20 protein-coding genes are annotated in these 17,209 nt (G+C 65.5%); all 20 read right to left on the bottom strand.

Features of this window, described 5'->3' with window-relative positions; all coding sequences use genetic code 11:
* Nucleotides 1-8: 8 nt before the first annotated feature.
* The 20 genes from IGS61_RS19695 to IGS61_RS19600 all read right to left on the bottom strand — a co-directional run bounded on the left by IGS61_RS19695 (nt 9) and on the right by IGS61_RS19600 (nt 17,041).
* On the bottom strand, nt 9-1,376 hold the full coding sequence (locus IGS61_RS19695) for a CpaF family protein (protein ID WP_230541212.1): 1,368 nt from the start codon (nt 1,374-1,376) through the stop codon (nt 9-11).
* Between the two features lie 38 nt (nt 1,377-1,414).
* Complete coding sequence (locus tag IGS61_RS19690; protein WP_230541211.1) at nt 1,415-2,566, bottom strand: AAA family ATPase; 1,152 nt, start codon at nt 2,564-2,566, stop codon at nt 1,415-1,417.
* Nucleotides 2,567-2,589: 23 nt separating this feature from the next.
* Nucleotides 2,590-3,108 carry a TadE/TadG family type IV pilus assembly protein gene (locus IGS61_RS19685; protein WP_230541210.1) on the bottom strand — a complete coding sequence of 173 codons (519 nt, stop codon included), beginning with the start codon at nt 3,106-3,108 and terminating at the stop codon, nt 2,590-2,592.
* A gap of 10 nt (nt 3,109-3,118) precedes the next feature.
* Nucleotides 3,119-3,586: a TadE/TadG family type IV pilus assembly protein gene (locus IGS61_RS19680; RefSeq protein WP_230541209.1), complete on the bottom strand. Its 468-nt coding sequence runs from the start codon at nt 3,584-3,586 to the stop codon at nt 3,119-3,121.
* A 7-nt stretch (nt 3,587-3,593) separates the two neighbouring features.
* Entirely contained in the window at nt 3,594-5,144 is a 1,551-nt protein-coding gene (locus IGS61_RS27895) for a pilus assembly protein TadG-related protein (RefSeq protein WP_268993953.1), read from the bottom strand.
* 46 nt (nt 5,145-5,190) lie between these two features.
* Nucleotides 5,191-5,469 carry a pilus assembly protein gene (locus IGS61_RS19670; RefSeq protein ID WP_230541208.1) on the bottom strand — a complete coding sequence of 93 codons (279 nt, stop codon included), beginning with the start codon at nt 5,467-5,469 and terminating at the stop codon, nt 5,191-5,193.
* A 9-nt stretch (nt 5,470-5,478) separates the two neighbouring features.
* Complete coding sequence (locus tag IGS61_RS19665; protein ID WP_230541207.1) at nt 5,479-7,071, bottom strand: type II and III secretion system protein family protein; 1,593 nt, start codon at nt 7,069-7,071, stop codon at nt 5,479-5,481.
* Nucleotides 7,072-7,093: 22 nt separating this feature from the next.
* Nucleotides 7,094-7,942 carry a Flp pilus assembly protein CpaB gene (cpaB, locus tag IGS61_RS19660; protein ID WP_152259249.1) on the bottom strand — a complete coding sequence of 283 codons (849 nt, stop codon included), beginning with the start codon at nt 7,940-7,942 and terminating at the stop codon, nt 7,094-7,096.
* Nucleotides 7,939-9,285, bottom strand: coding sequence for an ATP-binding protein (locus IGS61_RS19655; RefSeq protein WP_230541206.1), 1,347 nt, complete (start codon nt 9,283-9,285; stop codon nt 7,939-7,941). Before IGS61_RS19655 ends, cpaB begins: the two co-directional genes overlap by 4 nt.
* Nucleotides 9,286-9,316: 31 nt before the next feature.
* Nucleotides 9,317-9,937, bottom strand: coding sequence for a methyltransferase family protein (locus tag IGS61_RS19650; RefSeq protein ID WP_230541205.1), 621 nt, complete (start codon nt 9,935-9,937; stop codon nt 9,317-9,319).
* Nucleotides 9,938-9,972: 35 nt separating this feature from the next.
* Nucleotides 9,973-10,560, bottom strand: a complete 588-nt coding sequence (locus IGS61_RS19645) for an A24 family peptidase (RefSeq protein ID WP_230541204.1) — start codon at nt 10,558-10,560, stop codon at nt 9,973-9,975.
* Nucleotides 10,557-11,627: a phosphatase PAP2 family protein gene (locus tag IGS61_RS19640; RefSeq protein ID WP_230541203.1), complete on the bottom strand. Its 1,071-nt coding sequence runs from the start codon at nt 11,625-11,627 to the stop codon at nt 10,557-10,559. The genes IGS61_RS19645 and IGS61_RS19640 overlap by 4 nt, the downstream gene beginning before the upstream one ends.
* Complete coding sequence (locus IGS61_RS27985; RefSeq protein WP_230541202.1) at nt 11,624-11,797, bottom strand: Flp family type IVb pilin; 174 nt, start codon at nt 11,795-11,797, stop codon at nt 11,624-11,626. Before IGS61_RS27985 ends, IGS61_RS19640 begins: the two co-directional genes overlap by 4 nt.
* A gap of 95 nt (nt 11,798-11,892) precedes the next feature.
* Nucleotides 11,893-12,066, bottom strand: coding sequence for a Flp family type IVb pilin (locus IGS61_RS19630; RefSeq protein WP_230541201.1), 174 nt, complete (start codon nt 12,064-12,066; stop codon nt 11,893-11,895).
* A gap of 83 nt (nt 12,067-12,149) precedes the next feature.
* Nucleotides 12,150-12,296 carry a hypothetical protein gene (locus tag IGS61_RS19625; protein ID WP_158300249.1) on the bottom strand — a complete coding sequence of 49 codons (147 nt, stop codon included), beginning with the start codon at nt 12,294-12,296 and terminating at the stop codon, nt 12,150-12,152.
* Nucleotides 12,297-12,551: 255 nt separating this feature from the next.
* Nucleotides 12,552-13,253 carry a response regulator gene (locus IGS61_RS19620; protein ID WP_230541200.1) on the bottom strand — a complete coding sequence of 234 codons (702 nt, stop codon included), beginning with the start codon at nt 13,251-13,253 and terminating at the stop codon, nt 12,552-12,554.
* Complete coding sequence (locus IGS61_RS27980; protein WP_230541199.1) at nt 13,250-14,917, bottom strand: sensor histidine kinase; 1,668 nt, start codon at nt 14,915-14,917, stop codon at nt 13,250-13,252. The genes IGS61_RS19620 and IGS61_RS27980 overlap by 4 nt, the downstream gene beginning before the upstream one ends.
* A gap of 149 nt (nt 14,918-15,066) precedes the next feature.
* A complete protein-coding gene (locus tag IGS61_RS19610) occupies nt 15,067-16,038 on the bottom strand; it encodes a sensor domain-containing diguanylate cyclase (protein ID WP_230541198.1) in 972 nt (323 codons plus the stop codon).
* Nucleotides 16,039-16,043: 5 nt separating this feature from the next.
* Nucleotides 16,044-16,670 (bottom strand): chemotaxis protein CheC, encoded by a 627-nt coding sequence (locus IGS61_RS19605; protein ID WP_230541197.1) that lies wholly within the window; start codon nt 16,668-16,670, stop codon nt 16,044-16,046.
* A 2-nt stretch (nt 16,671-16,672) separates the two neighbouring features.
* Nucleotides 16,673-17,041: a response regulator gene (locus tag IGS61_RS19600; RefSeq protein ID WP_230541196.1), complete on the bottom strand. Its 369-nt coding sequence runs from the start codon at nt 17,039-17,041 to the stop codon at nt 16,673-16,675.
* Between the last annotated feature and the right edge of the window lie 168 nt (nt 17,042-17,209).

Here is a 17,209-nt window from a genome sequence, read left to right as displayed (position 1 = left end):
TGCTCCCCTTAATGGTACTGGCGGGCGGGATCGAACAGGGTTTCCGGCAGGCTGATGCCGAAGGCGCGCAGGCGTTCCAGGAAATGCGGTCGCACGCCGCTGGCATGGAAATGTCCCTGCACCGTGCCATCCTCGCCGATGCCCGTCTGGCGGAAGGTGAAGATTTCCTGCATGGTGATCATCTCGCCCTCCATGCCCGTGATCTCCTGGATCGAAATGATCTTGCGCTTGCCGTCCGTCAGGCGCGCCACCTGCACCACCACGCTGATGGCGGAACTGATCTGCTGGCGCATGGCCTTCACGGGCAGGCCCGCCGAGGCCATGCTGATCATGTTTTCCAGCCGCGTCAGGGCGTCGCGCGGGGTGTTCGCGTGGATGGTGGCCATCGACCCTTCGTGGCCCGTGTTCATGGCGCCCAGCATGTCGAGCGCCTCGGCGCCGCGCACCTCGCCCAGGATGATACGGTCGGGGCGCATGCGCAGCGCGTTGCGCACCAGCGCCCGCTGCGTCACTTCGCCCTTGCCCTCGATGTTCGCCGGCCGCGTTTCCAGCCGTACCACGTGCGGCTGCTGCATCTGCAGTTCGGCCGCATCCTCGATGGTGACGATGCGCTCGGCCGTGCTGATGAAGCCGGAAATCGCATTGAGCATGGTGGTCTTGCCGCTGCCCGTGCCGCCCGAGATCAGGATGTTGACCTTGGCCTTGCCCAGCGCCTGCAGGGTGGTGCTCATTTCCTCCGTCAGGCTGTGCTTGAGCATCAGGTCGGCCAGGCGCAGGGGCTGGGCCGAGAAGCGCCGGATCGACATCACGGGGCCGTCGATGGCCAGCGGCGGGATGATGGCGTTCACGCGCGAGCCGTCGGGCAGGCGCGCATCGACCATGGGGCTCGATTCGTCGATGCGCCGGCCCACGCGCGAGACGATCTTGTCGATGATCTTCATCAGGTGGGCGTCGTCGGTAAAGCAGATGTCGCTCAGCTCCAGGCGGCCGTGGCGCTCGACGTACACCTGGCGGTAGGTGTTGACGAGAATATCGGACACGCCGGGATCGGCCAGCAGCGGTTCGAGCGGGCCGAAGCCGAGCACCTCGTCCTGGATGTCGCGGATCAGCGAGCGCCGTTCCAGCTCGTTGATGACCACATTGTCTTCCGTGAGCACCTCGCTGACGAGGATTTTCAGCTCTTCGCGGATCTGTTCGCGCGACAGGCGCTGCATGCCCTCCAGGTCGACGCGGTCGAGCAGCGCCTGGTGCGTGCGGTGCTTGAGCTGCTGGTAGCTCTGGCTGGCGGCGCCCTGGTGCGCGGCATCGTCGTTCAGGCTGGCGTCATCCTGGGCATAGCCCAGGCGGTCCCGCAGGGTGAGTTTTTCGGCAGTCATGGTCGGTCTCCGGTGTATGGGGGTATCTGGTTGGAACCTCAGGCACGCGCCAGCAGCCGCGCCACCCAGCCTTGCGCGGCCGGCGGGGTTTCGCCGGCCAGGCTGGCGGCCAGCTCCTGCAGGGCGCGCGAAACGGGATTGTGCGGGGCCAGCTTGAGGATGGGCACGCCCTGGCTGACGGAGGCCGCCACCGCCTCGTAGTGGTTGGGGATGGACTTGTAGACGTGCTTGCCATACGCTGCTTCCAGGTCGGCGACGCGGATGCTGTCGCTGCTGGCATAGCGGTTCAGGATCAGGCGGATCTTGTCTTCGCGGTAGCCGAGGCCGCGGAACACGTCGAGCAGGCGCTTGCCGTCGCGCACGTACGGCAAGGTTGCCTGCAGCACGGGGAAGATCAGGTCGGCCCGGTCCAGCGCGCGCACGCTGACGGCATCGAGGCCGCGTCCGACGTCGAGCAGGATGTAGTCGTATTGGCTGCGCGCCAGGCTCAGCAGACGGTCGATATGGTCCGCTTCGATGTCGGCCGCGTGGGCGGGATCGTCGGCGGCGGCCAGCACGCTGTAGGCGGGCGTGATCTGGATCATGCTGGCGTTCAGCAGCGAGGCGTCGAGGCGCACGATCTGCTGCGACAGCTGCGACAGGGTGGTGGCCGGCTTGTGGTCCGAGACGAACAGGGCGGCATCGCCGAACTGCAGGTTCAGGTCGAACAGCGCCACCTTGCGCTGTTCGCCGGCGGCCAGCGCGTAGCCGAGGTTGGCGGCGATGAAAGTGGCGCCGCTGCCGCCCTTGCACGAGACGAAGGCCAGCACCTGGCCCTTGCGCGTGACCTGCTTCTGCAGCTTGTCCTCGATGCGGCGCAGGGCGGCGCACAGGGCCGCGTCGTCGTCGGGCTGCAGCACTTCGCGCACGCCGGCGCGCATCGAGCGCAGCAGGAATTGCGGACTTTGCTGCGGACATTGCACGATGATGGCCAGGTTCGGATGGCGCCCGCCCAGCAGCTCCAGCCGTTCCAGCTCCGCCTCGCCCGTCTGCTCCTGCTCCAGCAGCAGCAGGTCGGGCGTGACGCCGTTGTCGAACACATCCGGTATGCTCGCCAGCAGCGCGACGCGGTCGGCCGCGCTGCGTTCGCGCAGCAAACGGGTGAGCCGTTTGAGCTGGGCTTCATTCTTCGAGACGATGACGATATTCACTTGGTACTCCCTGGTAAAGGCGTTCAGTTGATCTGGAAGCCCAGGCTTTCGGCGTGCATGACCACCACCGAGGCCGGCACGGCGATATTCAGAAAGCCGAACAGGCTGACCATCGGCGTATAGCTGACGTTGTCGATCGACACGCGCACGCTGTCGATGCAGCTGGCCGTGCGCGTGATGTCGCCGCAGGCCGACAGGTTGTCGCCCGGGTCGAGTGGCGGCAAGGTCACTTCGGCGCCGCTCTTGTTCAGGTAGCTGATGGTGATGTTCGCGGCCGTCAGTTCCGGCGCGGCCGGCAGGGCCGTGCCGCCGAACAGGGCCAGGGTCTTGATGGCGGCGGTCTGGTCGATCCAGCGCACCACCGCTTCGCGCGCGGCGCGGCGGCTCACTTCCTGCACCGTGTTGTACAGGAACAGCATGCGGCCGAATTCCAGGATGCCGAACAGCAGAGTGAAAAACAGCAGCGCCACCAGGGCGAATTCGACGGCGGCGGCGCCGCGCTGGCGGCCGGCCCGGGGGGCAAGTGGAAGGCGGTGGCGCATGGCGTTCTCCTTACAGCATGTAGCGCATGGTGGTGCGCGGCGAGAGCGGCGTGGCGTAGCTGCTGGCCGCGCCGATCACGAAGGGCAGGTACTGGCCCACCGACAGCGTGTAGTTGACGACTTCGACGCGGATGCCGCCCGGCGCCGTGCCATCGGTGCAGCTGCTGTCGTTGAACGCCGCGTCCAGGCAGGTGACCGTCACGTTGGCCGTGGTGAAGTCGCTGATGCCGGCGCTGACGGCCGCGTCGGCCACCGTCTGTTTGGCGGCAGGCACGCCCTGCGAGGCGATGCTGGCCTTGGCCTTGACGGACATGTTGCGCGCCGCGTCGCGCGTCGCCTTGGTCAGCGCGTCGTAGTACCAGAAGGCGCGGCCGAAGCCGAAGATGCCGGCCAGCAGGGTGACCAGCAGGGCCAGCACGATGCCGAATTCGACGGCGGCGGCGCCGCGCTGGCTGGGATGGGAAAGGGGAATGCGCATGGCCGCCTCACTTGTAGAGTTTGATTTCGGAATTCGGCACGGGTTCGATCAGGCCCGCGAACTCGACGTCGAGGCGCTTGGTGCCGCCGCTGAAATCGGCTTTCATCGTCATGAAGAATTTGCCGATACCCACCGCATCCATGGCGCCACAGGAGGAGGGTCCGACGGGCGCCGTGCGGCAATCGACCAGCACCACGTTGAGGATGCGGCGATTGTTGCGGCCTGGATGGCTTGCCGACGGCGCCTGGAACGTGGGGCCGCTGGTCTGGTTGTACGGCGAAGGCGGCGTGCCGGCGGGGAAGCTGGCGCCGGCCGTGACGGGATAGCTGGCCGTGTCGAAGTAATTCGCCTTGGCCGTGCTGTACATGGGGTTGGCGTTGGCATCCGCGACGCTGTAGGCCGTGCCGGCCTTGGCTGGCGTGGCGCCATTGCTTTGGTAGGCGGGGCCATACGACCACAGCACGCCGTAGCCGGCGAACTGCGCCTGGGCTGCCGTCACGGGCGTCGTGAAGGCAGGCGGCAGGCGGTAGTTCGGCTTGCTGCCGGACAGGCTGACCGACTGCTGGCTGGGCAAGGTGCTGGCGCCCGGTTCCATCCAGCCGGTGGGCGGCGAGTTGGCGGCGCTGGCGACGCAGGGGGACCCGCCGCCCTTGCATGGATATTCCTTGATGTTGGTATCGGGCGGCGCCGTTGCTGGGTCGCATACGGAGGGCGAGGAATAGTCGTCGAAGCGCGAGTTGAGCGAAGCCGCGATCTTGCCAGCGCTCAAGCCAGTGTTCGTGTAGACCTTGCCGGAGCCGCTGCTGACGACGGCGCTGCTGCCCGTGCACATGAACGGCGCGGTGGAATTGGCGCTCGAATGCGATGCGTCGCAGGCGCCAGGGGGCGCGTCGACGGGGTTGATCAGGTAGGGATCGGACGGGCCGCCCAGCGGATTGAGGCCGAACAGGTTGTAGGTGACGCCGCGGCGGAAACCGAATTCCACCAGCTCCGTCAGGCCGCTGCCGGCGGGCGCGGCCGGATACGTGTATTGCGCCGTCTTGTTGGCCGGATCGACGGCGCACACGCCGATCGGCGTGACGTCGTTGACGAAGCGCCCCGCCACGGCCACGCCCGAGGTGCTGGTGCTGGCGATGCCGGCGATGCCCATCAGGTAGGTGGCGAAGGTCTTGCTGCCCGTGTCGACGCGGATGAAGGTCTGGCCTTGCGGGCTGGTGCGGGCGCTGGCGCCGGATGACCAGGGACCGTCCGGACTGGGGCCGAACTCGATGTTGGCAGCCGTCAGGGTCAGTGCGGTGGAAAAATCGTAGCGGTTCTTTTGCGCGATGGCGATGGCCTTGGCCTGCGCATTGTCGATGCCGGCGGCGCTTTGATTGAGTTCCACGGCGCCGGCCAGGGCGGCGCTGTCGGCGCCGTTCTGCAGTTCGCTCTTGGCGATGTACAGGTGGCCCAGGTCCAGCACCAGGCCGCCCATGGCAAACAGCACCACCAGGGTCAGTCCCAGCACGATGGCGATCGCGCCTTGCTGCCTGTCGTGCCTGCGGAATGCGGTTTTCATGGACGTCTCCTGGTGGTCTGGGGGGAATTCATCGTGGGGCTGGCACCTACTGGCGCCCGCCCACGCCGATGGCGAAGACATTGACTTGCGGTTCCGGCGCGCTGAACGATTTCTGATAGCGCTGGTAGGCGCTGGCGCCGGCCTTGCCATCGATGCCGCTGACGGGATTGGTATTGCGGTAGGCGTCCGGGTAGATGATCTGTTGCGCCTTGAGCAGGGCCACCGATTCGCCAAAGTGGGAATCGAGGACGGGCGTGGTGGTGGCGGCGCAGCCGGCCAGCAGGCATAACAGGGCGGCGCCCGGCAGGCAATGTACGGTTTTCATGGTGTTCTCCTATTTGAGGTCGAAGCCGGCGGCAGGCTGGGGCGCGGCCGCTTGCGGCTGCATGGGCGCTGCTGGCGCTGCGGGGGCGGGCGCGGGCGCAGTGCCTTCCATTTTTCCCTGCATGAACATGTCGCCGCGCGTCGGCTGGATGTACTCGTCGGTGGGCAGCTTGTAGTCGGGCGGCAGCGGCTTGACCAGGTGCGGCGTGATGATGAAGACCAGTTCCGAACGGTCCGTCTGGAAGTCCGTGCTGCGGAACAGGGCGCCCAGCACGGGCACTTCGCCCAGGCCCGGCAAGGCCTTGATATTGCTGGTCACATTGTTCTTGATCAAGCCGCCGATGGCGAAGCTCTGGCCGTCGAACAGCTGCACCGTGGTGGTGGCGCGCCGCGTCGTGAACGAGGGCAGGATGGCCGTCGCCGAGATGCCGGTGGCGGTGATGCCGATGCCGTCCTTGTTCAGGTCCGACACTTCCGGCGCCACCTTCAGATTGATGCGTCCCCCCTCGAGCACGGTGGGCGTGAATTTCACGGCTACGCCGAACTCCTTCTCTTCCAGCGTGATGGTGGGCACGCCGTTGTTGTTGGTCTGGCTGACGGGGATGAAGATTTTGCCGCCGGCCAGGAAGCTCGCCTCCTGGCCGCTGATGGCCATGATGTTCGGTTCGGCCAGTACCTTGATCAGGCCATCGCGCTTTTGCGCGTCGAGGCTGAAGAAGTTGTTCTTGCTGGCGCCGCTCAAGCCGCTGGGATTGTTGCTGAGCAGGCTGGACAGGAACGAATACGACCAGCTGCCGATGGTCTTGTTGATGCCCAGGCTGGCGCCCAGCTGGTCGACCAGCACCTTCGACACTTCGGCCACCTTCACTTCCAGCATCACCTGCTGCGGCGCGGCGATCGACAGCAGGTTGATCACGCGCGGCATGGCCGCATCCGGCGTTGCGGCGGGAGCCGGGGCGGCGCCGGCGGCAGGCGCCGCGGCGCCGGCGCTGGCCGCGCCGCTGCGGGCGCTGCGCTGCACATAGGCGTTGGCCAGCGACAGGGCCTGGTCGGCCTTGACGGCGTCGCTGACCATGCCCGACAGGATCAGGGTGTCGCCTGCCACCGTGACGTGGATTTTTTCGTTCGGCAGCAGTTCGGCCATGCGTGCCTGCAGGCTGCTGCTGTCGATGCCGACGGCCAGGTCGATGATGGTGGCGTCATTGCTCTTGTTCCACAGGATCAGGTTGGTGGTGCCGACGGAACGCCCCAGCAGGTACACCTCGTTGGGATTGAGCAGGATGACGTCGGCGATGCGCGGGTCGCCGACGGACATGCGGCTGGCGGCGAACGGCAGGCGCATCAGGGTCGACTTGCCTTCGGCCAGGCTCATTTGCGGCGCCATCTCGGTGCGGCCGGCGCGCGATTCGCTTTGCGGCGGCGTGGACTTGGGACGGACGGCCGCCCGGCTGCTCCTGGCGGCGCCCGTTTCGGCAGCGGCGGCGGTAGCGGCCGTGGCGGCGACTGGCTCGGCGTGCGCCCGGGGCGCCAGGGCGCCGATGGCGGCGATGGCAAGCGCCAGGCGCAGGCCCCGGATGCCGCTTGCTGTGCGATATGTACTCATGGCTAGGCTCCTCTGGTGCAGGTTAGAATTGTTGGGAGCTGCGTTCCAGCCCCTTGATGACATCGACGCGGGGACCGGCCTGTGGCGCAGGCGCGGCGGCAGGACGGCGGCGTGGGAGCGGCTTGGCTTGCACCATGGCGGCGGGTGCTGCCACGGCGACTTTTTCATCGAGCAGACTGGATTTGGTGGCGCCTTCCGTGTTGACGGGCTTGTCCTCGACCTGGTTGCGCAGCACCAGCGACAGGGTGCCCACGCTGCGCGCCAGGTCGAGTTTTTCCGCCTGTTCCGGCGTCAGCTCCAGGGTCACCGCGTTGACCACCTTGGGCTTGGTGTCGTCGCGGTTCGATTCCTGGGCGATGGCCAGCACGAGTATGCGTTCGAGCACGATCTTGGAAATGTTCGGATCGCGGTCCGGCGTCTTGCGGGCGCCTTCGCCCTGGGTGTTGACGAGGATGTCGACGAAGTTGCCGGGCAGGGCGAAGCCGGCCACGCCCACCACATCGTTGACGCGCACGGTCATGGCGCGCTTGCCCTCGGCGACGACGGCCGACAGGCCGCCTTGCGTGCCGGGAGGCGCCAGCTTGCCTTCCATGATCGGTTCGCCGTGCTGGATGCTGGTGCGCGTGACGCGCGTTTCCAGCAGCTTCGGATCGTTGATGGCGCCCGGCGGCAGCGCGTTCGATGGCCAGTCCACCATGCGCACCATGTCGGGCGTCAGGCGTGCCCCCAGGCTGATGTCGACCTGGGCCACGGCCACCTTGTTGATGTTGCCCGAGGCTTGGGCATTGATCCAGCGCGCGGCCACGATGACCGCGGCGAACGCCAGGATGACCGCAATGGCCATCATCGTCAGAGCGCGTGCGTTTCTCATTTTGCTTCCCCTTTGTGCTGGACCGCTGCCGGTCCGTTATGTGTGCTTGCAAGGTCGTCATCGCTGCCGAAATAGTTTTTCCATGCCCACAGCAGCACTTCCGGAGACAGTTGCGCCGCGTGGTCTTCATAGCGCGCCTGGTCGCAGACCTGCGCCAGGATGTCGCGCGGATAGCAGGCCAGCAAGGGCCGCTGGTACTGGCTGTGCAGGTGCAGCAGATAGGTGTAGGCCGCTTCGTCGAAATTGATGCCCAGCTGGGCGCAGGTGCTGCGGAACACGGCCAGGTAGTGGTAGGCGCTCAACGGACCCACGTGGATCTTGTAGCCGATGCGGCGCAGGAAGGAGTCGTCGGCCAGCTGCTGCGGCGCCAGGTTCGACGAGAACACGACGATGACGTCGAAGGGCACGGGGAACTTGTACCCCGTGTGCAGCGACAGGTAGTCGATATGCCGCGCCATCGGCACGATCCAGCGGTTCATCAGTTCCACGGGCGAGCAGCGCTGGCGGCCCAGGTCATCGATGATGAAGATGCCGTTGTTGGCCTTCAGGTGCGGCGGCGCCTGGTACAAGCGGGTGCCCTGGTCGAATTGCAGGTCCAGCATGTCGAGCGTCAGCTCGCCGCCCGTCAGCACGGCGGGGCGCTCGGCGCGCACCCAGCGGGGGTCGGATGGCACGGGGCCTTTGCTTGACAGGGTGTGCAGCATGGGGTCGAGGAAGGGCAGCACTTCGCCGTCGACCATCACGGCATGCGGCAGGGCGATGGCGCCGCTGAGCAGGCCGTTCAGGCGCTCGGCCAGGTAGCTCTTGCCGCTGCCGGCGGGGCCGTGGAAGAACAGGGCACGACCGGAATTCATGGCCGCGCCCAGCTGGTCCAGCACGGCCGAACTGGCCACCACGTCGCGGAATTCGCGCTGCACGTCGTCGCGGGTGACATGCATGTCCGCCACGCTTTGCGCCAGCACCTGGTTGCTGTAATCGGCCAGGGTGACGGGCGCGGGACCGCTGTAGGCATTGCGGCGCATGTATTCGGCGGCGCGCAGGCGGCCCTGGTCGCCCAACAGGTAATACAGGTCGGCATCGGTGCCGCTGCCGCCGTTGCGGCGCGCTTCGCACAGCTTTTCGGCGCGCATGAAGGTGAGCAGCGGTTCGAGCACGCCGGCGCCCAGTTTCACGTGCGTCGACAGGGCGGGCAGGCCGATCTGGCCGCGCAGGAAGAGTATCTTGACCAGCAGTTCGACCAGGAACAGGAAGGGCAATCCCGTTTCCTCGACCGTGCGTGGCGCGCGCTTGGCCGCCGGTTCGACGCCGCCGCCGTCGCTGCGTTCTGGATAGGTGTCAGGCATGATGGATACTCCTCGCTCGGGTGGCCGGTGATCAGAAGATGAAGGGCAGTAGGCGGTACTTCACCTGCCGCATGTAGACGCGATAGCGCACGTCGGTGGACAGGAAGCGTTCTTCGCGCAGCAAACGCGCCACCATCATGCTCATCGTTGCAACATAGGTGACGGTGTTGGCGGGCGAGGTATTGGCCAGCAGGTAGCCGCTCAGCGAAATCAGGTAGCTGGCATACAGGGGATGGCGTATCACGCGGTACACGCCGCCCGTCTTGATCTCGCGCTGCGCCGCCACCAGGCCGAAGCTGCGGTTCAGCGACAGCAGGCCGGCGATCTGCAGCAGGCTGCCGACGGCCAGCAGGTAGCGCGCGCCGGGCCAGATGGCCATGTCGGCGGGGGACAGAAGGAAGGGGGCGAAGGTGGCGCCGATGGCCAGCAGCCAGTCGCCCGCATCGGTGGAGACGCTGACGGGGGCCGAGCGCACGATGAAGAACAGGGCGGCCAGGGTTTCGGCGGCGCAGAACAGCAGATAGCTCCAGTCGCCGCTGTGCAGGAATCCCACCACGTGGGCACTGGCAAACAGCGCCCACAGGCAAGCCATGGTGATGCTGGTGAACAGGCTGGCGCGGCGCGAGTGGCAGAGGGTGGCGATGGTGTCCATGGTCAGTTCCTGGGGTGGCGGGCAGGCGGCGCGTTTCAGCGCAGACTCCACAGATGGTTGTATTGCAGGAATAGCTGCAAGCCGGTGCCGCTGGCGATGGCGAAGGCGTAGGCCAGCTTGCCGGTGGCCGGCGGCGGTTCGGCGATCGTGGCGGCGCCGCCGGCAAGGCTGTGCAGCAGCGCGCCCAGCATCATGTGATAGGTGTTTTTCAGCACCTGGCGCAGGCGCTGGCCGGCCAGCGCGGCGGCCAGGGCCAGCACGCCGCCGCACAGGAAGGTCAGCAGGGCCGCTTCGAGCACGGCGTCGGGGCCGAGGAAGGCGCCGCACATGGCCATCAGCTTGACGTCGCCGGCGCCCAGGGCGCGCAGCAGGTACATGGGCAGCAGCAGGGCCAGTCCGGCGGCGGCGCCGGCCAGCGCCTGCAGCAGTCCCAGGCCGCCGAAGGAGGAGTCGAACAGGCCGGCGCCGGATGGCACGAAGCCGTTCAGGATCAGTCCCGCCAGCGTGCCCCACAGCACCAGCCGGTTCGGGATGCGGCGCGTGCGCAGGTCGTGCCACAGGGCGCTGGCGAGCAAGGTGGCCAGCACGGCCAGGCACAGCAGCATGGGCAGGTGGGCGTTCATGATGGCAGTCCTTCCTTGCTCATGCAGGGCACCGTGGCCAGGTGCATGGCGGGTGCGGCGGCCTGGCTGCCCAGCAGCCGTCCCACCAGGCGCCATACCAGCGCCGCGCCGGCCGCGCCCACATAGCCGTCGAGCGCATAGTGCCAGCCCAGGTGGATGGAGCCGAGCAGGATCAGCACGGCGAAGGCGGACAGGGCGATCCCGGCGGCGCGGCTGACTCTCCAGCCCATCATGGCCATCAGCACGGACGTGGCCACATGCATGCTGGGCATGGCGGAGATGCCCAGCTCGCCGTTCGCGCCCTTGCTTTGATAACCCTGCCACAGCATGTCCTGCACCTGCAGGGCCCAGACGGGGACGTGCTGGTTGGCGTCATGCAGGTAGGCCATCAGCGGCGCATACGGGTCGCTGGCGTGCAGGTGGCCGTAGTAGCAGGGACCGACCGAGGCAAACAGCACGGCCAGGATGCTGCCGAGGACGATCCAGGTCAACGCAAAGCTGAGCAGGAACTGCATGCGCAGCAGCGGGCGGCGCGTATCGAGGATGAGCCAGTACAGGATGGCGTAAAACAGGAAGAACCAGAAGTGGTAGTTGAAGTTGAGCAGGCCCGTGATCAGCGGGTGGCCCAGCAGCGGCTGCAGCCTTTCCCAGGGGGCCATGCCGCCATGCAGCGCCATGTCCCAGGCGGACAGGCTGGCATCCCAGGTGTAGGGATGCAGGCGCGGGATGGCGGCCTTGAAGACGGTGAAGCTGGAGGCGAAGATGGGGATCAAGAGCATGGCCGGCAGCGCGTGCAGCAGGCGCTCGTTGCTCAGGTAGCGGCGCAGATCGTGGTACAGATAGTGGCACAGGCGGTGCGGGCGTTTCGTCACCATGACGTGGATGGTGTAGCCGCACAGGATGAAGACGGGGCCCGTGAGGATGGCCACGAGGAAGCCGGCCAGCACGTTGAGGGCGTCCGAGGCGCTGGGCAGGCTGCCGGCCAGCAGCGCCGCCGCGGCGGCGTACGGCAGCACGATCAGCAGCAGGGCGCGGTGGGTGCGCAGCGAGGCGCGCAGGGTGTTCATGACAGGGCCAGGACCACCTGGTCCTTGACGTAGACAAACAGCAGCTTGACCTGGTCGCCGAGCAGGGTGATCGTGAGCACCAGCACTGCCGCTATCAGGCCCGCCAGCAGCGCGTATTCGATCGCCGTGACGGCCGACTCGTCGGATAAACGGCGGAAGAGAGATTTCACGATGGGCCTCGCTATGCGTTCGTCAAGGTGGGCGTGCCGGGAATGTGGGGCAGCGTAGTCCGGGCTGGCGCTGGGCCGGCCCGGACAGCACCGCGTCAGGCATTGGCGGTGGTGAGCTTGGAGCCGATGGTGCTGAAGGTTTTTTTCAGCTGCGTGCCGACGATGGTGACGGCGGCGATGATCACCACGGCAATCAGGGCAGCGATCAGGCCATACTCAATTGCGGTGACGCCATCTTCTTCGCGGATAAAGTTTTTGATGAGGTTCATGACAACTCCTGGTGGTGGTTAAGGTACAGCGGTGGGTAAAACGGCATTGCAGTGTTGCTTTCTGGTGCTTTGACCTGGCGGGGTCATGGGCTCTCGCCCAGTGCCAGCAGTCCGATGATGCAGACCACCGCCATGAGGGCCGCCACCAGGGCATAGCGGTAGAACGCAGCCTTTTCCTTGCCCTGCAAATAGGTGATCAGGGCTGTCGGAAGGAACTTGTCAAAGCGCATGCTGTGCTCCGTGTCGTGGTGGGCCGCGCGGTGATTTGCACTCCGGTAAATCCACTATAGAAGTCGGCACATTGATCTACATCAGAAGAACATCCTTTTATTGCAAGGAGGAACTGCTTGTTTTTTTCGTGACAATTGTCATGGTCGAGCTGGACGCGCGGGGGCGTGCCCAGGCTGGCCATTGAGGCCGCTGGCGTCGCTGCAGGGAGGGGGAGGCGCGCGGCGAGGCAGGCGCCGCGCGGTGCTGCGGTGGTGTCAGGCGCCGGGCGGCAATTGGCCCAGCTGGTGCTTGGTGGCGTAGGCGTACAGCTCCAGGCGGTTGTACACGCCCAGCTTGCGGTAGATCGAGGTCAGGTGATTGCGCAAGGTATGTTCGGAGATGAACAGCTGGTCCGCCAGCAGCTTGGCCGGCGTGCCGCTGCCGTGCACCAGCGCGGCGATGATCTTGCGTTCCTTGATGGTCAGGCTGGCGACGGCGATGGCTTGCGCCGAGCCGCCGCCCGGCTGGGTCAGCTGCGTCAGCATGCGTCCCAGCATCGCGTGCTCCAGCCACAGTTCGCCGTGATACACCTTTTCGATGGCCTTGAGCACCATTTCCGCCGGCGCATCCTTGCTGACGATGCCGCGCGCGCCTTTGAGCACCGTCTGGTCCAGGATGGCCTGGTCGTGGCTGGCCGTCAGCACCAGCACGCGCGTGCTGCCGCATTGCGCCAGCGCGGGCAGGATGGCCAGCGAGCTGATGCCCCCCAGGTCCAGGTCCAGCACGATCACATCCGGTTGCAGCGCCTTCGCCAGTTCCAGCGCCTCGGCGCTGTCGGACGCCGTGGCGACCACGCGCATGCCCGAGTGTTCGCCGCCGATCAGCCGCTCCAGGCCCCACAGCATGGTCTTGTGATCGTCCACCAGCATGACGCTGATGGTATGGCTGGGCGGTGGCATGGCACGACTGTCATTCATATGGGGATCTCGATTTGCACGGAAGTGTTGCCCAACATGCTATGCGTGACGCGGGCCGTGCCGCCCAGGGCGGCGGCGCGCTCGGCCAGCGAGTCGGGCAGGAAGTCGGGCACGTGCGCGGCCGCGCATTCGTTGTCTATGCTGATGTGCAACGCGCCCTGCACGCAGGTCAGCTTGACGGCGCCATGGCGCGCCGACGTATGCTTGCGGATATTGCTCATGCCCTCGTTGACGATCTGGAACACCTCGGCCGCCAGGCGGTCGTTGATGTGCAGGTCGCCTTCGATATGCAGGGCGATGTCGATGCCGTAGAACTCGCGGATTTGCGTGGCCTGGCGGCGCAGCGCCACCAGCAGTTCCGGCTCGCTTTGCACCTGGCCATTCTTGAACGTGCGCGCGTAGCTGCGCAGGTCGGTGATCACCTGGCCCGACATGAGGATCAGCTTTTCCAGCTCGGGCAGCAGCGGGTTGCCCGGCGTGGCTTCGTTGCGCAGGGCGGCCAGGCCGTGGCGCAAGCCGATGTACGGCTGGATGGCCGTGTCATGCAGGTCGCGCGCGATCTTTTCGCGCTCGCGCGAGGCCGCCTGCGACGCCAGGCGGTCGAGCAGGTCGATATTTTCAATGACGGGAAACGCTTGCGCGCCGATATGGCTGAGAAACAGGGCATCCGTCTTGCTCATGCTCGTGGCGGACACGACAAAGATGCGTCCCTTGCCATTGCGCAAGGGCAGCGGCGCGCTGATGAATGCATGCGCTTCGAGCAGTTCGGCCAGGCGGGCGCCGGCCGCATCGTCATGCCGCAGCCAGCGCCCGCTGTCGGGATCGAGCATGCGCGCGCCGCCCGTCCACGGCAGCCAGCGGCCGGCGGGCTGGTTGTACAGCGCGATTTTATCGAGCGGAAAAGCAAGCAGGGGGCTGGCCGCGTCGTCGCTGAGGAGCGAACTGGTATGCACGACGCCCGTGCCCGTATAAATCACGCTGCGCAGCGACCAGACCCGCGAGCCCTTGTCCTGCATGATCAGCAGGCAACTGCGGCCATTGAAATAACTGCGGGTCTTTTCCAGCACCGAGGTGATGGTCTGGTCGACGCCGAAACGGGGATTGGACAGCTGGCTGACGTCGCGCAGCAGCGCCAGGTGGCTGCGCTGGGTGATGGCCGAACCGCCCCAGTAGGCGATCATGTAGCCGAGCGCCAGCAGGAAGGTGGTGCGCAGCAGCAGGCGCGACAGTTCCGCATCCGTTTCGCCGAACAGGGCGGTGGCGGCGAACAGGCCGGCCGAGGCCAGGGTGACGCGCGCACCTTCCTCGAAGCCCCGCTGGAACGAGGAGGTCAGGATGGCAAAGAAAAAAAACAGGAAGAATAAATTGTTGTGGCTGCTGGTGGAAAACACGATCAGCGCATACCAGGCCACGTCCAGCCAGTACAGCAGGATGTCCTGCGGCAGGCTGAAACCCAGCAGGGCCAGCAGGTAGAGCAGCAGGCTGTGCAGGGTGTACGCGGAAAAGATCAGCCAGGTGATCTTGCTCAGCTTGCCGGCGCTTTCGGGGTCGATGAACAGAGTCAGCAAGGTAGCGCTCGACAGCAGCAGGCGCATGCCGTTCACCATGGTCGTATCCATGCCGGCACCCGGCAAGCCGGATCTGAGGGGAGGATCGAGATTCACAAGCGCTCCTGGCCGTGCCCCGCATGGGCGGGCCGCGCAGGGATAGATACCACAGATAAATTCTTGTTGTTGTTGCTGCAATCAGTAACGAGTCTACGCACACGCCGTAAAGATGTCTACTGGAATCCTTTGCCCTGCGTTGCTTTTTTTTACAGCGGCTGCACCATCACGCGGTTGCGCCCGGCACCCTTGGCCAGGTACAGGGCGCGGTCGGCGGCGCCGATCAGGGCGGAGATGGCCAGCGGCTGCTGCGGGTGCTGCGTGGCGATGCCGATGCTGACCGTGACGTGCTTGACGTCGTTGCCCGTCTTGGCATGCGGAATGCGCAAGTCGGCCGCCCGCTGGCGGATCGCCTCGGCCATGCTCAGCGCTTGCTCGGCCTCCGTGTCGGGCAGGATGGCGGCAAACTCTTCGCCGCCATAGCGCGCCAGCAGGTCGGTGGGGCGCTGCAGCATGGCGGCCAGTTCGGCCGCCACGCGGATCAGGCAATCGTCGCCCTGCTGGTGGCCGTAGTGGTCGTTGTAATCCTTGAAGTGGTCGATGTCGATCATCAGCAGCGACAACGGGCTGCTGGTACGCGTGGCGCGCCGCATTTCCTTTTCGATGGCCACGTCGAAGTGGCGGCGGTTGGCGATGCCCGTCAAGCCATCGGAAAAGGTTTGCGAGCGCAAGACCATGGTCTGTTCGCGCAGCAGCTTTTCGCGGCCCACGGCGATGGTGACATCATTGATCTGGATCAGGCAGTGGCGCGGCGAAGCGGGTAAATTGATCGGTGTGACGGCGATCGCCTGCTGCATGCGTTCCTCGCCGTCGTTGCCACCTGCGGTCGCGCCATGCGTGTACAGGGCAAACGGCGCCTTGTGCAGCGTTTGCGACAGCAGCGACTGGAAATTGTCGCGCAGGGCCTGGGTGATGGCCGAATCGATGCGCTTGTGCCGCAGTTCCGGAAAGACGGCGAAAAAATCCTGGCCCAGCACGGCGTTCGCCTGACAGGCCGAGTGGCGCGCCATCCAGTTATTCCACAGCACGATGCGGTGCTGCTCATCGAGCACGATGGCGCCCAGGTTCACGGCGCCGAGTATGCTCTCGAGCAGGGCAAGTCGGTGTAAGGCATCCGGCATGATCGTCACGCCTGTCCCAGAACCTTGGCCAGGTAGCGGCTGACCTGCTGCTTCAGGTCGTGCAAGGCGGACAGGTCGAGCACGAATGCCACATAGCCATGGATCTGGTGCTTGGACAGCACGAAGTCGATATGCAGCATCAGCACGACGGCCTCGTCATCCTGGCCGCCGAACGAGGACAGGATTTCCGCGCTGGTGCCCACGTGGTACAGAGGCAGCGAACCATGCAGTTCGCTGTCGAACAGGTTGGCCAGGGTTCCGACGCAGGAATTGAGGATGATGTTGCCGATCTCGCTCATCGCTTCCTGTTCCATCTCCGTCAGTTCCTGCAGCGGCATGGCGTCGCCCACCATCAGGCGCACGATTTCCAGGCTCTTATCTTCGGGAAACATCAGGATGGCTTCGGTGGCGAAGGCGCCATCGTAATGCTGGCTGACGCCGCAGATGCGATCGCCATCCTTCTTGCTTCCCAGCAAGGCGGCCGCGTCGGCACGGTTCAGGAAGGTGATCGACGGCACCGACATGGTGACTTCTTCATTCACGATCTCGCTCATGGCCGCCGCCGCATGGCCCACCCCGATGTTGAATATCTCTACCAAGGCATCGTTTTCGAGTTCGGAGAGATTGACCATGCTCACAGTCCCAGGGAATCGATCAGCTGGTGGATGCGCGTTTCCGTGATCGGTTTTTCCATGAAGCCGACTTTCATTTCGCTGGCGCGGTTGCGGGTTGCGTTCTGCACATTGGCCGTGACGAGAATGATGTGCGTCTGCGGGCACAGCGCGCGCAATTGTTCCGCCGCTGCGATGCCGCCCATGCCGGGCATGTTGACATCCAGTAGTATCAGCACAGGGGTAACGGTCTTGACTTTTTCCAGGGCTTCCTCACCCGTCGCCGCCTCAATCACTTGCCAGTCGGCATGTTTGCTGAGGATGAACTGATGCGACATCAAACGTGAAACCCGGCTGTCATCGACAACAAGTACCTGCTTACTGTGATTCATGTGCTATTCCTGAAACGTCATATCGGTCAATCGTTCCATTTTCGCATATTTTAGAGGGCATAGAGTGTAATTGGGTGCGCAATTGCCCTAGGGCAAGGTTTTCCCGTTTGCCTGTTGTATTGAGTCGCCCCATCGGTCATGATGGCCGGCTGGCCGGGCTGGCAATCC

This window comes from Janthinobacterium sp. FW305-129 (assembly GCF_020858115.1).
Classification (GTDB): domain Bacteria; phylum Pseudomonadota; class Gammaproteobacteria; order Burkholderiales; family Burkholderiaceae_D; genus Janthinobacterium.
This window is presented reverse-complemented; position numbering and strand designations above follow the sequence as displayed.